General features: G+C 64.5%; 15 protein-coding genes and 2 pseudogenes. 3 read left to right on the plus strand and 14 right to left on the minus strand.

Translation table 11 applies throughout. The features are described from left to right. The 10 genes and pseudogenes from H8A92_RS33385 to H8A92_RS33430 form a co-directional block, all read right to left on the minus strand. Positions 1-506: pseudogene (locus H8A92_RS33385) on the minus strand (tol-pal system protein YbgF); the annotation flags it as partial. A 248-nt stretch (positions 507-754) separates the two neighbouring features. Then, the gene (gene pal / locus H8A92_RS33390) at positions 755-1,237 is read right to left on the minus strand and encodes a peptidoglycan-associated lipoprotein Pal (protein WP_163152905.1); all 483 of its coding nucleotides are present in this window, start codon (positions 1,235-1,237) and stop codon (positions 755-757) included. Between the two features lie 271 nt (positions 1,238-1,508). Further along, positions 1,509-2,243 (minus strand): N-acyl amino acid synthase FeeM domain-containing protein, encoded by a 735-nt coding sequence (locus tag H8A92_RS33395; protein ID WP_229199632.1) that lies wholly within the window; start codon positions 2,241-2,243, stop codon positions 1,509-1,511. A gap of 173 nt (positions 2,244-2,416) precedes the next feature. Beyond that, entirely contained in the window at positions 2,417-4,741 is a 2,325-nt protein-coding gene (locus H8A92_RS33400; protein WP_229199633.1) for a putative bifunctional diguanylate cyclase/phosphodiesterase, read from the minus strand. Between the two features lie 184 nt (positions 4,742-4,925). Further along, positions 4,926-6,218, minus strand: a complete 1,293-nt coding sequence (tolB, locus tag H8A92_RS33405; protein WP_420831404.1) for a Tol-Pal system beta propeller repeat protein TolB — start codon at positions 6,216-6,218, stop codon at positions 4,926-4,928. Positions 6,219-6,321: 103 nt separating this feature from the next. Next, positions 6,322-7,254, minus strand: a complete 933-nt coding sequence (locus H8A92_RS33410) for a cell envelope integrity TolA family protein (protein WP_163152909.1) — start codon at positions 7,252-7,254, stop codon at positions 6,322-6,324. A 30-nt stretch (positions 7,255-7,284) separates the two neighbouring features. Then, positions 7,285-7,752, minus strand: a complete 468-nt coding sequence (locus H8A92_RS33415; protein WP_028340645.1) for a biopolymer transporter ExbD — start codon at positions 7,750-7,752, stop codon at positions 7,285-7,287. 34 nt (positions 7,753-7,786) lie between these two features. Next, positions 7,787-8,500: a protein TolQ gene (tolQ, locus tag H8A92_RS33420; RefSeq protein ID WP_016846954.1), complete on the minus strand. Its 714-nt coding sequence runs from the start codon at positions 8,498-8,500 to the stop codon at positions 7,787-7,789. Positions 8,501-9,640: 1,140 nt separating this feature from the next. Then, positions 9,641-10,027 carry a fluoride efflux transporter CrcB gene (gene crcB, locus H8A92_RS33425; protein ID WP_229199635.1) on the minus strand — a complete coding sequence of 129 codons (387 nt, stop codon included), beginning with the start codon at positions 10,025-10,027 and terminating at the stop codon, positions 9,641-9,643. Between the two features lie 224 nt (positions 10,028-10,251). After that, on the minus strand, positions 10,252-10,851 hold the full coding sequence (locus tag H8A92_RS33430; RefSeq protein ID WP_163152911.1) for a superoxide dismutase: 600 nt from the start codon (positions 10,849-10,851) through the stop codon (positions 10,252-10,254). Positions 10,852-10,989: 138 nt separating this feature from the next. On the opposite strand from H8A92_RS33430, the gene H8A92_RS33435 reads away from it, so the two are divergent. The 3 genes from H8A92_RS33435 (at position 10,990) to H8A92_RS33445 (ending at position 13,628) form a co-directional block, all read left to right on the plus strand. Then, positions 10,990-11,520, plus strand: coding sequence for a GNAT family N-acetyltransferase (locus H8A92_RS33435; RefSeq protein ID WP_229199636.1), 531 nt, complete (start codon positions 10,990-10,992; stop codon positions 11,518-11,520). Between the two features lie 136 nt (positions 11,521-11,656). Beyond that, positions 11,657-13,042, plus strand: coding sequence for an MATE family efflux transporter (locus H8A92_RS33440; protein ID WP_229199637.1), 1,386 nt, complete (start codon positions 11,657-11,659; stop codon positions 13,040-13,042). Positions 13,043-13,184: 142 nt separating this feature from the next. Beyond that, positions 13,185-13,628: a DUF2147 domain-containing protein gene (locus tag H8A92_RS33445; protein ID WP_229199638.1), complete on the plus strand. Its 444-nt coding sequence runs from the start codon at positions 13,185-13,187 to the stop codon at positions 13,626-13,628. Positions 13,629-13,662: 34 nt separating this feature from the next. Here the strand turns inward: H8A92_RS33445 and H8A92_RS33450 are convergent, their stop codons facing one another. The 4 genes and pseudogenes from H8A92_RS33450 to H8A92_RS33465 all read right to left on the minus strand — a co-directional run. After that, positions 13,663-14,811, minus strand: a complete 1,149-nt coding sequence (locus tag H8A92_RS33450) for a DUF3095 domain-containing protein (protein ID WP_229199639.1) — start codon at positions 14,809-14,811, stop codon at positions 13,663-13,665. 424 nt (positions 14,812-15,235) lie between these two features. After that, on the minus strand, positions 15,236-17,101 hold the full coding sequence (gene htpG, locus H8A92_RS33455) for a molecular chaperone HtpG (RefSeq protein ID WP_229199640.1): 1,866 nt from the start codon (positions 17,099-17,101) through the stop codon (positions 15,236-15,238). An 85-nt stretch (positions 17,102-17,186) separates the two neighbouring features. Then, positions 17,187-17,992, minus strand: a pseudogene (locus tag H8A92_RS33460) (MBL fold metallo-hydrolase). A gap of 59 nt (positions 17,993-18,051) precedes the next feature. After that, positions 18,052-18,835, minus strand: a 784-nt coding sequence (locus H8A92_RS33465) for an AraC family transcriptional regulator (protein ID WP_229199641.1), incomplete at its 5' end; no start/stop codon positions are given.

An 18,835-nucleotide genomic window follows, 5' to 3' on the forward strand; every position in this document is an offset into this window, starting at 1 on the left:
CCGCCACCACCGAGTACGCGCGGAGCGCCCGGAGCATTCGGGTTCTGGTTCGGATCGAAAGCATCGCCGCGACCGCGGCGGCCGGGAGCTGCCGTCTGCGCCTGCTCCTGCACGATCGGCGCGGGCGCAGGGATCTGTTGCTGATCATAGCCGCCCTGCGGCTGCCGGCCGTATCCCTGCTGTGGCTGGGGGTAGCCCGGCTGGGCTTGCGGGTAGCCCTGCGGCTGCTGCGCCGGCGGCACGGCCGCGACATTGGGTTGACCTGCCGGAGCCTGTCCGGGAGCGCCGGGCGGCTGGCCGCCAAGCTGGCGCAGCCGCTCCTCGAGCTGGCGGTTGCGGTACTGCAGCTCCTCGTTCTGGCCGGTCAGCTGCCGCAGTTGGTTTTCGAGCCGCTCGATCCGCATTTCGGCATCGGAATCGTCGGATTGAGCAAAAGCCGGAACAGAAACCGCGAACAACGCCGCGATCGCCGCGGCGGAGGAAAGAAAATGAAGCCTGGATGACATTTTGCCCTGACGACGAGATCGACGTGAAAAGCGAGCGACATTGAGGGACGGAGTACGCCGGAATTGTGACTGGCGCTTCAAATCCGGGACAGCGTCGCGGATACCGGTTTAGTACGGACGGTGGAACAAGCAAGCAGCCAATTGCGCGCAGCTTCGTTCATCTTGATGAAGGCGGGCCATGCTTCACGCAGCCAAAACAAAACCGGCGCCCGAAGGCGCCGGCTTCAAAAAATCCATCGGGGATCGTGTCAGGAGCTGGCGTTCAGCACGGTGACGGCGCGACGGTTCTGCGACCAGCAGGAGATGTCGTTACAAACCGCGACCGGGCGCTCCTTGCCGTACGAGATGGTGCGCATGCGGCTCGGATCGATGCCGCGCGAGGCCAGATAGGCGCGAACCGACTGGGCACGGCGAGCACCGAGCGCGATGTTGTATTCGCGCGTGCCGCGCTCGTCGGCATGACCTTCGATGGTGAAGGAATAACGGCCATAGGTCTGCAGCCACTGCGCCTGCTTGTCGAGGGTCGCTGTCGCCTGCGGGCTGAGATCGGTCTGATCGCTCTCAAAGAACACGCGGTCGCCGACATTGACCACGAAATCCTGCTGGCTGCCCGGGGTCGCGGCGCCCCCGATCGCGCCATTGGCGTCCAACGGGTTCTTGTTGGCGCAGGCGCCCATCGACAGCGCCACCGCCAGAACCGCAACCAGCTTCATACCCTGGAGATATTTCATTCCCGGAGCCTCCACGCTCACGCTCTTCGTACTGTCCATTGGGTCTACAGGGCGATGGTTAAGCGAACGTTCCGTCAACCTTGACGAGACCTTGCTGAACCTCATCAAATGCCAGGCAATGGCGAAAAGCGCCCCCGATGGTTAATGGGTAGCAAATGTGGCGCGACGGTGAAGGGAAGGCAAGCTTCGCGGGAACCGGGCGCTTTTGCAGGACAATTTGGCCTGCGCGCAACAGGTGGTCGACGTCAAACCGATCGAGACGCCGGTTTTCTCAGGGATTCGGCACGATCGAGGCGCGTTCGAACGGCCGGACAAACCCGTCGGGCTGCAACTGGCCCTCCCGGTCGAACAGCATCCGCCGCTCGAAGGCGCTGGAACGCAGGAACGGATAGCGCGCGAGCACGCGCTCCCGCACCGTCGGCAGATGCGAGGCCATCAGCCCGACCGGCTTCACAAGGCCGGGATAGAGCCGCGGCTCCGACCAGGTCTCGTGCAGGAACACGCGCCGGTAGAACGCCATGTGCTCGGGCCGGACCGGCGCCAGGCCGTAATCGGCATTGAAATGCACGCCCGCGGTCGAGCCGAGGCGCACGGTCACATAGGGCAGTTCCGGATTGTTCCGCGCCTTTTCGGGATCGGCGACGAAACGCGTCGAATCGATGAACACCAGACCCTGATCGAGTTTCGGCAGCAGCACATCGCCGAACACATCGAGCGTCGGCGAGGAGCGCCACTCCGGCGTCGCCACGGTGATGCGGATCGAACTGCAGAGCTCGCCGTGCAGATAGACGCCGAACACCCACGCATTCGGCGCATCATCGAACTGATCGACGACGCGCTCATCGGCCGAGGGCCGGATCGCTCCCTCGCGCAGATAGGCGCGATAGCGAAGCCGGTAGATTTCGTCCTTCTGTTCGGGGGTCTCAGCGAGGCGGTAGTCGACTTGATCGAGAGGGTCCGCAAGCCTTCCTGTCGCGGGCTTGATGGCTTCGGCCGCGGACCTCATGCAGTACTCCCCTAACAACCCAACAACTTCAACGCGCGTGCCAAAAGATTAACAGCTTCTTAATTTTCGTCAAAGCAATCGCAGCAATACAGTTAACCACAGAACGCAAGGGTGCGCTTCAAATCGAGCAGCCGGACGTTCTCACAACTGTCGATTGAGCTTATTGCGCCAGATCAAGCAATCGAGCGCGAGGGAACCACGTGCAGCTGCTCGTCGGGCCGCCGGCCGTGCGAGGCATTGAGCAGCTGGCGGATGCGGACCGCTGGAACCGGCCGGCTGAACAGGTACCCCTGTGCTTCGGTCACCGCGCCGTCGGCACTGATCAGTTCGAGCTGTTCATTGGTCTCGATGCCCTCGACCACGACCGACATGCCGAGATCCGCTGACAGCCGCGCCACGCCGCGCAGCAGGGTGAGCGGACGATCGCTGTCGATGCCTTCGAGGAAGGAGCGGTCGATCTTGACCTTCTGCAGCGGGAAATTGTGCAGGTAGCTGAGCGACGAGTAGCCGGTGCCGAAATCATCCAGCGAGATCCGCACGCCGAGCGAGCGCAGCTGCGACAGCACGTCGTGGGTCAGCTCGGTGTTGTGCAGCAGCGAGGATTCGGTGATCTCGATCTCCAGCCGGTGTGCCGGCAGGCCGGAGACCTCTAGCGCGTAGCGGACCTCGCTCAGCACGTCGCGCTGATGGAACTGCTGCGGCGAGAAGTTGACGGCGACGCTGACCGCCTCGGGCCACTTCATGCATTCCATGCAGGCCTTGCGCAGGATCCAGCGGCCGAGGTCGACGATCAGGCCCATGTCCTCGGCGACCGGAATGATGTCGACTGGAGAGACGGTGCCGCGCGCCGGATGGTTCCAGCGCAGCAGCGCCTCGCAGGTCGATACCTTGCCGGACTTCAGGTTGATCAGGGGCTGGTAGAACAGCTCGAATTCCTCGTTGGCCAGCGCCTTGCGCAGGTCGAGCTCGAGGATGCGGCGGGCCTCGACGGTTTGCGCCATCTCGTCGCGGAAGAAGCAGAAGGTGCCGCGGCCATCGGCCTTGGCGCGGTAGAGCGCCATGTCGGCGTTCTTCAATAGCGTATCTGCACCGACGCCCGGCGCGGTCATCGCGATGCCGACGCTGGCGCCGATCTCGACCAGGTGGTTGTCGATCTTGTAGCGCTCGCTGAGGCGGTCGACGATGCGCCGCGCCAGTGCTGCGGCATCCTCATGCGAGTTGATGTTCTGCTGGAACACGACGAATTCGTCGCCGCCGAACCGCGCCACGAAGTCCTCCGGCCGCAGCATCTCGCGCAGCCGCTCGGCGACCGCGCAAAGCAGCTGGTCGCCGCAGGGATGGCCGAGCGTGTCGTTGACCTGCTTGAACTGGTCGAGGTCGACGAACAACAATGCGGAGCGATGGTCGCCGTGCTGCATCGCGAGCAGCCGGCCGATCTCGTCGCGGAAATTGACGCGGTTGGGGAGCGCGGTCAGCTCGTCGTAGCGCGCGAGGTGGCTGATCCTGGCCTCGGCGTCCTTGCGCTCGGTGATATCCTCGACCAGCACGACGGTGCCGCCGCCGGCCATCGGCTGGAAGGTCCAGTCGAGCGAACGGTTCTGCGCCGGATCGGGATCGCTGGTGACGATGTCGCCGCGCTGCGAGCTCTCGATCTCGTAGAGAATCTGCTGCGCGGCCGCGGCCGAGATCGCGCCGGACAGAACGCAGGCATTGCAGATATCGGTCGCGCTGGCGCCGCGCTGCACGAAATCCTCCGACAGCTCCATCATCTCGATGAAGCGGTGGTTCATCACCGCAAGGCGGCCGTCGGCGGAGAACATGCAGAGGCCGTGCGGCATGTTGTTCAGCGCGGTATCGAACTGGCCCGCCAGCGCCGCCTCGCGCTCCTTGGCGATCCAGGCATTGACGTAGATGCGCTGCAGGCTCGTGGTGAGGTGGCGGATGGCGCTGAAGAACACCAGGCTGAGCAGCGCCAACGCGACGTGATAGGGACCACCGACATACATCAGTGCGGCGATCAGGGGACCGATCGACATCAACAGATGCAGGTGGAAGATCTGCGGCCGGCCGAAGGTCCGTCCAACCCCTGCCGAGGTGTAGGCGACCACCGTGGTGACGCAGAGCATATGCGCGGCGGCGTCGCTGGTCGTGAGCAGGACGGCGGCGCCCCACAGGCCGAGCGCAATGCCGTAGGCGAGGCTGCCGATCCGGTAGCGCTTCTCCCAGGCCACGGACTCTTCGACGGTGAGGCGGGAATTGCGCTGCTGGTAGCGGTACATCTGCAGCGCGCGCGCCAGACCCACCACGATGAACAGCGGCACGCACAGCCAGGACAGAAGATTGCCGGTGACGAACGCAATCACGGCGCCCGCAATGGCGGGGCCGAAGGCGCCGAAGATCATGGGCGCGGGGTTCATGAACAGGGAATCGACCAGCGCCGCGGAGATCGTCGGCGACATCGACTGGTCCGGTTCTCCCGTCTGACTTGCAAACTGCATTGTGAGAGCGCGCGTCCTTTTCAGCTCGCACTCTTACTGGTCGCAGGTGAAGTCTTTCTGAGGGAACATCGTTAGCGAGTCCTTGCCACGGCCCGCTGGCGACCGAAATTCACCATCAAATTCAGTGCGCTAGGTAGGAACTGCCGACCGGCACCGGGGTTCCCCGGAGCAGGTCTGCGCGAGCTTACGACAACAGCGGCGACCAGGCCGGATCGGAAGCAAATCCGGGGGTCGGGACCCGCAACTCATTGCGCCCGGAGACGTCGATGGTGAACAGCGACGGACCGCTGTTGCCGCCGGGATCGCGGAAGAACATCACGACGCGCCCATTCGGCGCGAAGGTCGGCCCCTCATTGTGGAATCCCGAGGTCAGGATGCGCTCGCCCGAACCGTCCGGCTTCATGATGCCGATCGCGAACTGCCCGCCGCCCTGCTTGGTGAACGCGATGTAGTCGCCGCGCGGCGACCACACCGGCGTCGAGTAAGTGCCGTCGCCGAACGAGATGCGCTGGGCGCCGCCGCCGGTTGCCGGCATCACGTAGATCTGCGGCTTGCCGCCGCGATCGGATTCGAAGCAGAGCCGCGAGCCGTCGGGCGCGTAGGACGGCGAGGTGTCGATCGCCGGCGTGTCGGTCAGCCGCGTCATCGACTTCGAGCGCAGATCCATCACGAACAGATTGGAGTTGCCGCCCTGCTGCAAGCTCATGATGACGCGCTGGCCGTCGGGCGAGAAGCGCGGCGAGAACGACATGCCCGGGAAGTTGCCGACGATCTCGCGCTGGCCGGTCTCGATGTTGAGCAGATAGACCCGCGGGTCGCCCTGCCCGAACTCCATGTAGGTGATTTCCTGGGTCGACGGCGAGAAGCGCGGCGTCAGCACGAGATCCGAGCCGCGGGTCAGATAGCGCACATTGGCGCCGTCCTGGTCCATCAGCGCGAGCCGCTTGACGCGGCGATCCGCCGAGCCGCTCTCGTCGACGAACACGACGCGGGTGTCGAAGTAGCCCTTCTCGCCGGTCATGCGCTCGTAGATCTGGTCGGAGATGATGTGCGCGATGCGCCGCCAGTATTCGGCCGAGGTGTCGTACTGCTGGCCCGCAAGCTGCTGGCCGGTGTTGACGTCCCAGAGCCGGAATTCCGCCTTCACGCGCCCGTTGCCCTGGCGCGTCATGCGGCCGGTCACCAGCGCCTGCGCGTTGATGCTCTTCCAGTTATTGAAGTTCGGCGCCGCGTCGATGTTGATCTGCTTCTCGAGATAGGCAGCCTGATCGATCGGCGCGAACAAGCCGCTGCGCTTCAGGTTGTTGGTGATCACCTGCGTGACACCGACACCGACTTCGGCGTCGCCGGGCGTGCCCGCGGCGAAGTTCGGGATTGCGATCGGCACCGGAGCGAACTCGCCCTCGGTGATGGTGATCCGCTTCTGAGCGAACGCGGGACCGGCGAGTCCGCTCAGCACCGCGCCAGCGGACGCCATTCCGGCCAGGATATGCCGGCGGCTCGGACGGAATAGCGTTTCAGGCAATCGGGTCTTGTCAATCATCGCTCGAACTCATGCTCGTAAACAGTGGCGCGCATTTTCAGCTCTGCCTCTCGGTAAAGGCCGGCTCAAAGAACTGCCACTCCTCAAAGAAACCTGGAGGCAATCGATAGGGCTGGCACTCGATGATCGCGCGCAAGCCACTCTCCTGATACACCCGAAGATAGGGCGTCTTCGCCGTTCCCACCACGACCGGCATGCCTTCCAGCGTGCCGTCGCGCTTCAAATGGATGGAGAACACGGCCTCCGCCATCTGCGCCTCTATTCCACCGTAAGGCTTCTTCCAGCAGCGCTCTACCTGCTGCCGGAACATCGCGCCCCAGGTCGCGGAATTGTCGGCGGCCTTGCCCTTCGCCGTCCCGAGCGCCGCATTGGCATTGAGCGTATCGCCGGTCGCCGCGGCGCGCGTCGGGTCACGCTTGTCGAGCAGCGCTGCGATCTTGCTCTGGTCGAACACGCGATCCTTCGGCTTCTGCTCCGGCGGCGGCTTGGCGGCCTGCTGAACCGGCTTCGGCGGCGGCTTCTTCTCTTCCTTCTTGATCGCTTCCGCGATCGGGTCGGGCTTCACCGGATCGGGCTTCTTCTCGACCGGCTTCGGCTCTTCCTTTGGCTTGTTCTCGACCTTCTTCGGCGGATCCGGCTTCTTGTCTTCCGGCTTCTCCACCTTCGGCGCCGGCTGCGGCGCGGTATCGGTCACCACGGGCGGTTTCTTTTCCTCGACCTTGCCGACGGTGTCGTCGACCGGCTTGGCTTCGGCGACCTTGTCGACCAGCGGCTTGGGATTTTCCTTCTTGCCGTCCTTCTGGCCGGCCATGACATGCGAGAGCTGGTCGGGCGAGATCACATCGACGGCAACGGATTCCTCTTCGGGCATCACGTACGCCCTGGTCGAAAACGACACGAGGCCCCACCCGATCACGAGGACGTGCAGGACAATCGATGCCGCCAGAGTCTTGTCGACCTTGACCTTCAAATCAGGCTTCCCCGTGCCTTGGCATGGTGGTTATCCGCCTTCCGGGATGATGACGATATTCGCCTTGAATCCCGCGGCCCGGACTTCCCCGAGCAATTTCATCATATCCGTGTAACAGACGTCCTTGTCGCCACGCAGATAGACCACTTTTTCGGCATCGGACCGGGCGTCTCCGATCGCCTTGATCTTGGCCGGGAAATCGGCGGCCGTGACCGGCGCGTCGCCCAGATAGAGCTCGACATTCGAGTTGCAGCCGCCGCCGGTGCGCTTGACCGACAGTGTCAGCGGCGGCTGGTTCGACGAGATCGACTTGCCGCCGCTTGCGACCGGCAGGTCGATGTCGATGTTCGACGTCATCAGCGGCGCCGCCACCATGAAGATGATGAGCAGCACCAGCATCACGTCGACCATCGGCGTGACGTTGATCTCGGCCATGACCGGCTTGCGCCCGCGGCGGCGTCTTCCACCACCGCCGGACCCTGCCATGCTCATCGCCATGATCGTGCGCTCGCAAAACTGACCATCACGCCTCTCAGCCCCGCTCGTCGATCTGACGCGACAGGATGGCGGAGAATTCGTCGGCGAACCCCTCCAGGCGCGCGGCCTGCCGGTTCACCTCCGAAGTGAACTTATTGTAGAAAATAGTCGCCGGAATTGCGGCAATCAGGCCGATTGCGGTGGCAAATAGCGCTTCCGCGATACCGGGCGCCACCACCGCCAGGGAGGTGTTTTTCGAGGCCGCGATCGACTGGAAGCTCGACATGATGCCCCAGACGGTGCCGAACAGGCCGACAAAGGGGCCGGCCGAGCCCACGGTGGCCAGCACCAGCAGCCGCCGTTCCAGCCGCTCCACCTCTCGGGCGATCGAGACGTTCATGACCTTCTCGATCCGGGCCTGCAGGCCGGCAAAGGATCGCGACTGGCTCTCGAACGAGCGCTTCCACTCCCGCATCGCCGCCACGAAGCAGGCCGCCATCGACTGGGTCGGCTTGGCCGAGAGCGCCCGGTAGAGTTCCTCGATCGACTGGCCGGACCAGAATGCCTGCTCGAACTTGTCCATCGCGCGCTTGGTGCGGGCGTAGAGCAGGATCTTGTCGATCGCGATCGCCCAGACCCACACCGAGCAGGACAGAAGTCCCAACATCACGCATTTGACGACCCAATGGGCCTGCCAAAACAATGCGATCAGCGACACATCGCTCGATGCCAGTGGCAGAGTTGACTGAGCCACGTCGGCGGGATTCATCGGCAATATCCTCTCAACGCAAGTGTCCCAATTAGGCGGGCTGCCAATCGGCAGCGGTTCGACGGCCGCGCGCCCGGCGCGGCAAAAACTGCGCGAGAGCCTCTTACATCTGTCGCATGGGGGGCCCGTCCAAAGCCGGGCCCTGATTCCCCTGCCAACATGTCAAAACGAGGGCTTTTCACGCGGCATTCCGACCCTAACCAAACGCTAATCATGGTTAAGGCGAGGTTACCAAAGGGAAATTTGGAGGCGGGAATTGCCGCCGGGCGAACCGGTTGGCGAGTTCCGAAGATGAACGGGATGCCGGCGGAGGGGATAGCAGACGGCTCCTCCCGCGCGTCTCCTGGCGAAAGCCAGGACCCATAACCACCGGATTCGGTGATGAACCGGATCGTGGCCCCAGCGTCGCGCAACAATTGAGATTTGGGGTAATGGGTCCTGGCTTTCGCCAGGACGACAATGAGGATGGGATGCAGCTTCGCGTTCTCGCGACACGTTTTGTCCGAGCTTTGGATTTCGTTTCCGCCCTCCTCAAAGAGGGCGCAGGGAAAGCCGGGTGCCGATCGCACCCATGGGCCCCGAGCATAAGGGTAGAAAGCTCGGGGGTAGGACCACAGGTGTAACCGGAAACAACCCGGCTTTCCCTGCGCGATGGGTTACGGCTTATACGTGCTCTCCCCGGCGAGACTGGGTTTTGTTGTCACCGTCTTCGCAACGCGCATTGCGCAATCGGAAAAGACACCTACCACTAGGGCGTCAGGCCTGCACGATTTCGCCGTCCGCGTCATACGCATTCGTCGACTGCGCAATCAGCGTCCACCGCATCTCGACCCGCGTTCGTGACGACCGCGAAGCGCCCCTCGTGTCGGGCGAGACGGGGAATTCATACACCGGGTTGCGCTTCGGATAAAGCGAAATATTTCTTTCGCGGGGGCTTGCGCCGTCGGGCAACTCAGTGGCACGCGCGCGCGGGGTGAGCACTGGCGGCAGGGCTTCCTCCCCCTGCAACGGCCCGCAACGGGGGAGGGAGCCCGAGAAGCGTGCTCACCTCACGCAATTCGCGGGCAGGGCCTCTTATGCGGGTCTACTCACGCGAACCGCGGAATAACGACGGGAGAGTGGTCACCTGGCGAATGTATCTCACGTCAAATGCCTGATGATCGCGAGCCCGGCAAACAATCCCGCGATCGACAACACCACCGAACCCGCGACATACAGCGCCGCCAGCCCAAGCTCGCCGCGCTCATAGAGCAGCGCGGCGTCGAGCGAGAACGCGGAGAAGGTGGTGTAGCCGCCGAGGATGCCGGTCATCAGGAACAGCCGCCAGGGCTGCGAGGCCTCGCCCTTGAAGGCGAGGTAGCCGGCGATCAGGCCCATCACGGTCGAGCCCGTGATGTTGATGATGAAGGTGCCCCAGGGAAACGCGATGCCGATGCAGCGTGCGCAGGTGACGTTGATCAGGTGGCGCAGCGTCGCACCGAGACCGCCGCCGAAGAAGACGAGGAGATAGCTTGTCAGTTGCCCCATGGGGGCTTTGTGCCGCATGGCGGATGATGTCGCAAGAAAACAAAAAGGGCGGCATCGATGCTGCCGCCCTTCCAAAAAACTCTCGTCGTCATTCCGGGGCGGTCCGCAGGCCGAACCCGGAATCCATTCATCCATCAAGCGTTCGGCCCGAGGGATTCCGGGGACGATGCTTCTCTTCGCCCTCAGGTGCGCAATTGCGCGCCGGGGAATGACATCGCGTGCGCTTAGCCGGCCTTGCCGAACAGTTCGTCGACATAGTCCCAGTTGACGAGGCTGTCGACGAACGCCTTCAGATAGTCCGGACGGCGGTTGCGGTAGTCGATGTAGTAGGAGTGCTCCCAGACGTCGACGCCGAGGATCGGCACGGCGCCGTGGACCAGCGGGTTCTCGCCGTTCGGGGTCTTGGCGATCTCGAGCTTGCCGCCCTTGACCTGAAGCCAGGCCCAGCCGGAGCCGAACTGGCCAACGCCGGCGGCAGCGAAATCGGCCTTGAACTTCTCGAAGCCGCCGAGGTCCTCGTTGATCTTCTTTTCCAGGCGACCGGGCAGCTTGCTGCCACCGCCATTCGGCTTCATCCACTTCCAGAAGTGGATGTGGTTGTAGTGCTGGCCGGCATTGTTGAAGACGGCCGCGTTCTTGCCGAACGAACCCTTCACGATCTCTTCGAGGGACTTGCCTTCGAATTCGGTCCCCTTGATCGCGTTGTTGCCGTTGGTGACGTAGGCCTGGTGATGCTTGTCGTGGTGAAACTCCAGCGTTTCCTTGGACATGTAGGGCGCAAGGGCGTCGTGGGCGTAGGGCAGATCGGGTAGCGTGAAGGTCATGGGGTAATGTCCAACAGAGGGTGGGAGACTACACTTAACGGGTCCCCCTTATAGAAGGTTCCACGGCGGAGAAACACCGCATTTTCAGACCGTGTATGACGGATCGGCACAGCCCAAAGCAGACCCAGGACGGCGACGATGAGCATCGAAATCGACATTCTCAACGGGGATGCGTCATGGCGGCGCGCCGAGCCGCTGCTTCGGACGGTCTGGAGCCCGGATGTCATGCAGAACAAGAGCTGGGCCCATATCAAATGGGCTCACGCGGATTTGCGCGTGCTGCTCGACGCGCCCGATAACAGCGGGCTGGCCTGCCATGTCGGTATCTATTTCCGGACCATCACTTGGAATGGCCACAAGGTGCATGTCGGCGGCATCGGCGGAGTCTCGACCCGCGAGGACTGCCGGGGCCGCGGCTATGCGTCGCTCGCGCTCGACGCCGCCGTGCACACCATTCGTGCCAACGATGCGGTCAAATTTGCAATCTTATTCTGCGAGCCGCACAATTTCGCGTTCTACCAGGCGCGCGGCTGGCATCCCTTCACCGGCGAAGTCGTTTGCGAACAGCCCTCGGGGCAGATCCGCTTCGAGGCGATGGCGCCGTTCGTCAACGACATCGTCCGCGCGCCGCGCCAGGGCAAGATCGACCTATGCGGCCTGCCGTGGTGACCCCTGCATCGGCGGCGGTGGCCTGAACAAGCCGTGCACCGTAACATGTCGTTCATCATCTATTGATTGCGAGCCCGGTCCACTGGCGTCGAATTGCAGTGCGCCCCTCTCCCGCTTGCGAAGTGAGCTGTGACGCATGACTGTTGAGGCCTCGATCGACGACATCAGCCCCGCCACGGTCGCACCCGCGGTACCTGTCGATCATCTGTTGACGGCACCGATCCTGCCGACGCTGCTCAAGCTCGCAGTCCCCAACACCATCGCCATGTTCGGCTCGACATTGGTTGCGGTCGCCGAGACCTCCTATATCGGCCGGCTCGGCACCGAGCCGCTGGCGGGCATCGCGCTGGTGTTTCCGTTCGCGATGCTGACGCAGATGATGTCGGCAGGCGCGATGGGCGGCGGCGTTTCGTCGGCGATCAGCCGCGCGATCGGCGCCGGCGACCGCGACCGCGCCGCGGATCTCGCGCTGCATGCGGCGATCATCGGGGCCTGCGCCGGATTGTTCTTCACCGTGATGATGCTCGGCTTCGGCCGCAACTTCTATGCACTGCTCGGCGGCCGCGGCGGCGTGCTCGAGCAATCGATGCACTATTCGCAGGTGCTGTTCTCCGGCGCGATCTCGATCTGGCTGGTCAACACGCTTGCCTCCGTCGTGCGCGGCACCGGCGACATGCGAATCCCCTCGATGACGCTGATCACCACGTCGATGATCCAGATCGCGGTCGGCGGCGTGCTGGGTCTCGGGCTGTTCGGCGTGCCGAGCCTTGGCATGCGCGGCGTCGCCGCGGGCCAGCTCACGGCCTTCACGTGTGGTGCGATCTTCCTCGCCTGGTATCTCGCATCCGGCCGCAGCCGGTTGAAGCTCGACTTCAAGGCCTTCAGCTTCCAGCGCGCGATGTTTTTGGACATCCTCAAGGTCGGCGCGATCTCCTGCCTGTCGCCGTTGCAGAGCGTGCTGACCATCCTGATCTTCACCAAGATCCTGGCAGGGTTCGGCACCGAGACGCTGGCCGGGTACGGCATGGGCTCGCGGCTGGAATTCCTGCTGATCCCGATCGCATTCGCGGTCGGCGTCGCCTCCGTGCCGATGGTCGGCATGGCGATCGGCGCCGGACTTGTCACGCGGGCCCGCAAGGTGGCGTGGACGGCCGGCACGGTCGCCGGACTTGTCGTCGGGCTGGTCGGACTTGTGGTCGCACTGAAGCCGACGCTGTGGATTGCGCTGTTCACCAGCGATCCCGGCGTCACCGCGGCCGCCTCGTCCTATTTCGCGCTGGCGGGTCCGGCCTTCGGCTTCTTCGGCGTCGGCGTCTGCCTTTATTTCTCTTCGCAAGGCGCGGCCAAGGTCGGTGGACCGGTGCTGGCCGGCACCATCCGCCTGCTGCTGGTCGGCATCGGCGGCTGGTGGCTTGCTACCGTGAGCGCCCCGGCCTGGACGCTGTTTGCACTGGTCGGGGCTGCGATGGTCGCATTCGGCCTCGCCACCATCATATCGATTCGGCTGACTCGCTGGGGATAGCATCGCCAACAGCCTTGCCTGAGTATGACCATCGCCGGAATACACAACAAAATTTTCCGGGCCACACGCGCCTGGCCGGGCGAATATGACATTGCAGAAATCTTTCGACTTGTTATGCAGGCCGACCTCTTGGGGAACAGCCATGGTCTGCAAATTCGGATTCGTGATCGCAATCATCGCGACGGCGCTCGCCGCGCCTGCTGCGCATGCGGAGGGCGCGCCTGAGCCTTTCGGCGTCTGGCAGACCCAGGCTGGCGATGCCCGCGTCAAGATCAGCAAATGCGGTGGCGGCATCTGCGGCGTGGTGGTGAGCCTGCGCGACCCGATCGATCCGATGACCGGCAAGCCGCAGGTCGACAACAAGAATTCCAATCCGTCGCTGGCCAACCGGCCGATCATCGGGCTGCCGCTGTTCTCCGGCATGCAGCCGGTCGCCGTAGGCAAATGGTCGGGCCAGATCTACAATGCCGACGACGGCGGCACCTATGCGAGCAGCATCTCGGTCACCGGCGAGAGCACGCTGCGCGTCGAAGGCTGCGTCGGCGCCCTGTGCGGCGGCGAAACCTGGACGCGCGTCGGACGGTAAGCCGCGGGGGGACTGCGTGCCCCTCGCCCCGAATCTACGCCGCGCGCGTCTTCAGCACGGTGGCGGCCGAGGCGTAACCGCCGCGGGCGCCGTCGATGAAGTGGACGTGGTCGGCGCGCATCACCGATGGGGTGAAGCAGGTCATCATCGCAGCGTCCTGTTCATGCAGGCCGTAGCGCACGACGCCTTGCGCGGCTGCCGCGACCAGGCGCTGCTCGAGCTCGGCGGCGAGCTCCGGCGTGCAGTCCAGGATCATGCGCAGGCCGTCGTCGAACTTGCGGAAGTCGGAGTTTTCGACAAGCTGCCGCACATAATTTTTCGGCACGAACTTGCCGACCGGGATATTGAACCGCATCAACGTGTAGGCCCATAGCGTGAACGCGAGCACCGTGGCACGGCGCACTGCGAGCGAGCCGCCGCGTCGCGCCCGCGCCTCGTACTCCATCCCCTGCGGCGGCCAGCGCAGCGGCGGGCCGTCTGCAGGCACCGGCCGTCCGGCATCGGGGCTTTTCTCGATGCGGACGACAATGTCCTCGATCACCTTGCGGAAGGAAGCGGGATCGGCGTCCTTTGCCGGCAGCACCAGTACCGAGAGGATGACGCCGCGCGCGGACGGCATCACCTCGAAGCGGCAGGACAGGCCGGACAGATCGGGCTGGGTGCCCGGCGGCGCCGGATCGACCGCGAATTCGCCGCGCTTCATCGCGGCATCGGCGTAAGCGAGACCACCACCGGAAAACATCGCGTAAGAGAGATTGGCCGACGGCCCGAAGCGCGCGACGCGAACGTCGGCGCCCGCCGCGCGGATCGCCGACACCGGCATCAAGGCTACGCGCAGCACGAGATCGAGATCGTCGCGCACCCAGCGCGCGGTCGCAGCCAGCGCCTCGCGCGCTTTGTCGAGATCGGCGGGGGAGACAGCGAAGCTCGCGCCATCGCCGCCGAACACGAAGGGAAATTCACGGCCGTCCAGCGCATTGGTGACCGAGGCGACCACTGCGGCGCCGGCCATGTTGACCGCCTTGTACCGCTGCGCCGCAATCGCCTTGGTCGATTCCACGATATCGGCGACGCCGACGGTCCAGTCATCAGGCAACGGCGCATACAGCGCGGGATCCATCAGCCGCGCGAAGCCGCGAAACACCGGAATGCCGCCGTAGAAGATCTCGCTGCCGCCAGCCATCGCAACGCCGTGCCGTTTCCGCCCTGTTACGGAACTCTCTAGCAGATACGGCGCGGGTTGGGGCGAGGTTTTGAAAGCGCAGCCCGAGTGGAGCTAGGTCCAGTCACCCTGAGGAGCCGCGAAGCGGCGTCTCGAAGGGTCGACGGCCACCAGCGGGGCCGTGCATCCTTCGAGACGCGCTATGCGCTCCTCAGGATGACGGGGACGGCATCACGCGCCGGATCAAAATGCTCTTACGCCGAGAATGCGAGATGAACTGCCGTCTACCGTCTGGCTCGTAGTCCCGTCATGCTGAGGAGGCCGCGCAGCGGCCGTCTCGAAGCACGACGGCCCTGCTGCCACAGCTCGGCCGTGCATCCTTCAAGGCTCGCGAGAGCTCGCTCCTCAGCGATGACGGGGATGGAGGGCGACCAGTGTGCCGCCCCTACTTCCCAAGTCCGCGCAGCACGAGCTGGTTCAAGCGGCTCGCGAATGCGGCGGGGTCGTCGGGCATCTCGCCGTCGAGGATCTGCGCCTGCTCGAACAGCAGCAGCGAGAGGTCCTTGCCCTGCGCGGTGTCGGTCGCGAGTGCGGCGACCAGCGGGTGGCGCAGATTGACCTCGAGGATCGGCTTGGTGATCTCGCCGCGGTTCTGCTGGGCGAGCAGCCGCTCCAGCGCGCGGTCGCGCGCGTCGCCGCCGGCAACGAGGCAGGACGCACTCGACGTCAGCCGCTGCGAGGCGCGGACATCGGAGACACGCTCGCCGAGCGCATCCTTGATCACGGCGATCGTGGTCGCGGCATCGGCCTCGGGCTTGTCCGCCTTGTCTTCGGCCTTGTCGTCGACGAGCGGGATCAGGCCGAAATCGACGTCGCCCTGACTCAGCGACTTCAGCGGCTTGCCGCCGAAATCAATTGGCGCCGAGGTCCAGAACGCATCGACGGGATCGGTCAAGAGCAGCACCTCGATGCCGCGGGCGCGCGCTGATTCCAGCTTCGGGTTCGACTTCAGCCGCTCGACGCTGTCACCGACCAGATAATAGATCTCGGTCTGGTTCGGCTTGAAGTCGTCGACATATTGCTTCAACGAGCGGTTCTCGCCCGACGTCGTGGTGAAACGCGCCAGCGCCAAGAGCTTCTCACGGCGTTCGAAGTCTTCCCACAGGCCCTCCTTGATGACCGGGCCGAACGCGTCCCAGATCTTTGCAAAGGTCTCCGGCTCCTTCTCCCCGAGCGTTTCCAACTCGCTGACGACGCGGCTGGTGACGGCCTTGCGGATCTGGGCGAGTTGGGGATTGTTCTGCAGCATCTCGCGCGAGATGTTGAGCGGCAGGTCCTCGCTGTCGATCACGCCGCGGATGAAGCGCAAGTAAGCCGGCAACAGCTCGGCGTCGTCGGCGATGAAGACGCGGCGGACGTAGAGCTTGACCTTGCCCTTGCGCTCGACCTGGAACAGGTCGAACGGCTTTTGCGACGGCGCGAACAGCAGCACGGCGTAGGACTGCCGGCCCTCGGCGCGGTAGTGCAGCGTCATCGCCGGCTCGTCGAACGCGCCCGCGATCTGCTTGTAGGCCTGGGCATAGTCTTCCGGCTTGAGCTCGGATTTCGAACGCTGCCACAGCGCGCTGGCCGAATTGATCTGGCGCGGCTCGCCCTCCTCCGGCACCAGCAGAATCGGAAACTGGATGTTGTCGGAATATTCGCGGACGATGCGTTCGATCTCGTAGGTTTCGAGATATTTGGCGGCGTCCTTTTTCAGATGCAGCACGATCTCGGTGCCGCGCGCGACGCGGCTCGCTGCCTCCTCGCTGGCCGGCGCGATCTCGAAACCGCTGCCGCCCTCCGACGTCCACACCCACACCTCGTCCGAGCCGGCGCGGCGGCTGGTGACGACGATCTTCTCGGCAACCATGAAGGCGGCATAGAAGCCGACGCCGAACTGGCCGATCAGATTGGCGCCGTCCTTGGCTTCGGTCAGCTTCGACAGGAACGATTTGGTGCCGGAGCGCGCGATGGTGCCGAGATTGTCGATCAGCTCCTGCCGCTCCATGCCGATGCCGGTGTCGACCACGGCAAGCGTGTTGGCCGTCTTGTTCGGGACGATCCTGATTTCCGGCGGTGTGCCGTCGGTGATCAGGCCGGGATCGGCGATCGCCTCGTAGCGGAGCTTGTCGCAGGCATCCGACGCGTTCGAGATCAGCTCGCGCAGGAAGATATCGGTCTCGGAATAGACCGAATGCACCATCAGGTGCAGCAATTCGGCAACCTCGGCCTGGAACGGCTGGGATTCGGCGGCGGCAGTTGTGGTCATGCGGAAACTCGGACAAACCTTAGGTGGCGGGAAAGCCCTGATATAGCGCGATCGCGCCGGCTGGCAAGCCAAGCGGCGGGAACCGTCAGCCGGAGATCGCCGCGATATAGCGCTGCACCGACCGGTCGAACGCCGCCTTGGCATCGCTGGCGATGTTCTTGCCCCACCACGCGCCGTAGATCCGATCATACGCCAGCGGCGCGACCGCGCCCGCGACGCGGCGGACCGCGGCAGCGTTGAGCGGGATGTAGTTCGGATAGGAGTACATGAAGCTCACCGAGCGGCGATCCATCGCCACCATCGCGATGTCCCCGGTCAAGAGCGCGCCGCGCCCGTCGGCGCCCTTGCTCCAATGCAGCATCGTGGCGCCGGCGAAATGTCCGCCGCCGCGCACCAGCAGGATGTCGTCGGAAATGCGGTGGCTGTCACCCTGCCACGGCACGATCGACGGACAGGGCCGCGTCACCCATTGCGCGTCGTCGCCGTGCAGATAGACCGGCGCGTCGTCGAACGCCGCGCTCCAGTCGGCGACCGCGCCATAGTAATGCGGATGCGAGATCGCGATCGCCTTCAGCCCGCCGAGCGATCTGACATGCGCGATCGCCTCCATTGTTGCGAGCGGCACGCAGTCCCACATCACGCAGCCGCCGCGATCCGGCACCAGCAGCGCGCGTTGCCCGATCGCGAATGACGGCTCGAGCGCGATCCCGACCAGGCCGAGATCGTCGCGCCAGACCAGTTGGTGACGTTGCGCGAGCTCCTCGCGCGTCAGCCAGGCCTGCCCCTTCCAGTTCACATATTGCCGCTCGTCCTCGCAGATCGGGCAAGCCGCCGGCGCGCCGCAGTTTCAGGAAATTGCGCGCCGCATTGTTCGCAGGTCCAGAGAGGCATGGAGACACACATGTTGGGATGGAGCCAGACCCCTGCTCTACGTCAGCAGCGGGACGCGTTCAATGCCGGCGCCCCAGTTCCATCTGCATCTCCGCCGGCGCGATACCGAACTTCCGGCGGAACGAGCGGTGAAAATAGGACAGATCGTTGAAGCCGACCGTATAGGCGATGTCGCTGACCTTGCGGCCGCTGCCCTGCTCGTGCAGCAGCAGCCGGCGCGCCATCAGCAGGCGCTGCTCCAGCACGAATTCCGAGAACGTGGTGCCTTCGGACGCGAACAGGCGTTGCGCCTGCCGCGTGCTCAGCGCGTTAGCTTTTGCGATGGCCTCGATCGTCAGCTTGCCGTTGTCGAGATTCTTCAGGACATCGGCCTTCATCAGCTCGAGCCGCGCCTTCGCGATGCCATCCCGTGCAACCAACTCCTTCGTCTCGGCATTGCTGCCGAGCACGAGACCGACCAGATCGGCGAGGTGATGCGCCGCCGCCTGCTGGCCCGGCAGGTCCAGGTCGCCGGCGAGATCGGTGCAGAGCGCCGAATAGCGCGCGATCATCGCACTCAAGGCAAGGTCGCGGCCGAGCGCTCGCGCCAGTTGCGTCTCCGCTGATGGTGCGACCTGAAGCAGGAGGCGTCGCGGAAACCGCGCGGTCGTAAAGCTGCCGGACTGGGTGAGGTCGGCAGTGCCGACGATGTTCATCTCGGTGAGACACATCTGGCCGCGCGTAATCTCGATCGCCTTGCTGCCTTGCGTGACCTGCACCGCGCCGCGGGTCGCAGAGATCAGCACCAGGTCGTCGCAGCCGTCGTTCAGAAGGGGTCGGGTGCGGGCGAAGCGGGCCGAGCCG

Origin of the sequence: Bradyrhizobium acaciae (assembly GCF_020889785.1) — a bacterium.
Classification (GTDB): domain Bacteria; phylum Pseudomonadota; class Alphaproteobacteria; order Rhizobiales; family Xanthobacteraceae; genus Bradyrhizobium; species Bradyrhizobium acaciae.